This is a genomic window from Bacillus sp. SG-1 (assembly GCF_000181495.1).
GTDB lineage: Bacteria > Bacillota > Bacilli > Bacillales > Bacillaceae_B > Rossellomorea.
Genome location: NZ_ABCF01000169.1, coordinates 1 through 1,484, shown reverse-complemented (window position 1 = coordinate 1,484; position 1,484 = coordinate 1). Strand labels below are relative to the sequence as shown.

General features: G+C 41.9%; 2 protein-coding genes. Both read left to right on the top strand.

Annotated features, from left to right (window positions below; genetic code table 11):
• The first annotated feature begins 141 nt into the window (after nt 1-141).
• A complete protein-coding gene (locus BSG1_RS19480) occupies nt 142-432 on the top strand; it encodes an AzlD domain-containing protein (protein WP_442852168.1) in 291 nt (96 codons plus the stop codon).
• 160 nt (nt 433-592) lie between these two features.
• Nucleotides 593-1,484, top strand: an 892-nt coding sequence (locus tag BSG1_RS19475; RefSeq protein ID WP_006838966.1) for a M48 family metallopeptidase, incomplete at its 3' end; no start/stop codon positions are given.

Genomic DNA, 1,484 nt, shown 5'->3' with positions numbered 1-1,484 from the left:
AACAGTGTATTCCTTTTCCTACGGATATCTCTGAAGGCTGGGCGATCATGCTGGCAACTCTCATTTCCGCCGTGCTTGTCGAGTTCGTGGCGAGTAAGAGAAAGAAAGGGGAGACGCTAAGTGAATGAAACGATTCTTATTATGATTGTCGGGATGGCCGTTGTCACATACATCCCGAGATTAGTACCGCTCATCATGTTTCAAGGAAAAGAGCTTCCTCCGTTTTTGCAGGGCGTTCTGAAAAATGTTCCGTTTGCAGTATTGGGAGCTTTGATCTTCCCTAAGATTCTTTTGATTCAAGATGGAGATATCTGGTTCGGGGCTGTCGGGGCAACGGCTGCATTCCTGCTCGCCTATTTGGGCGCCAACGTCATCGTGGTCGTTCTTGGGGCAATTGCGGTGCTCTCTGTATATTCGCTGCTTTTTATGTAGGGAAGAATCTTTGGTTCTTCTCTTTTTTTGTTCTGATAGGTTCTGTTTAAAGTGGTAAACTAACAATTGTAAAGCTTGAAACGGAATTCAATCAAACTGCTTGTTCTAATTATTAGGACATGTCATTAAATATAGTATAGAGGAACGAAGGGAGGAATGAGTGTTGCGGAAGTGGGCTTTCAGAGCCGTGCTGCTCTATTTGCTTTTAGGAATATTCTTTTACGCGTATCTTTACTTTTTGGCGGATTCATCTTTACCCCATGTCTATAAAGGAAGCAGTGCTGATCCCGAAACGTTTATGAACGGCAGGGAACTGATGCTGAGTGAAGAGTACTCAAAAATAAAAAATTTATTGTTTTTTCTTTCTACCCCATATGAATGGTTGTTTTATTTCCTGATTTTGATACTTGGTGTATCAAGGTCATTTGAACGGTGGTCTCAGGCCACATCCAAGTTCAGGATTCTTCAAACGGCGGTCTACCTATTCTGGCTTTCACTGCTGTCCAATGTGGTGATCTTTCCTTTTCAATATATTTCATACCGGATTTCACGTTCTTATGACATTTCAACACAGAGTTTCTCACAGTGGATGAAGGATGAATTGACAGATTTCTGGGTGAATTATCTGACGATGTTTATCATCATCACCGTACTTTACTGGTTGATCAGGAAGTTTCCAAAACGGTGGTGGCTGGCTGCATGGTCTTTGTCCGTTCCGTTCACCATTTTCATGATGTTCATCCAGCCGGTCTTGATCGATCCTTTGTATAATGATTTTACTCCGCTGAAGGATAAAGTCCTGGAAGCAAAAATTCTTTCTATTGCCCAACAGGCAAATATTCCGGCTGAACATGTGTATGAAGTGGATATGTCTTCCAAAACAAATTCACTCAATGCTTATGTTACAGGCGTCGGGTCCAATTCGAGAATCGTTTTATGGGATACGACCATCAACAAGCTTTCAGAGAAAGAGATCTTGTTTGTGATGGCCCATGAAATGGCTCATTATGTTGAGAAACACATTTATATTGGGATAGCTTTGTACCTGGCAT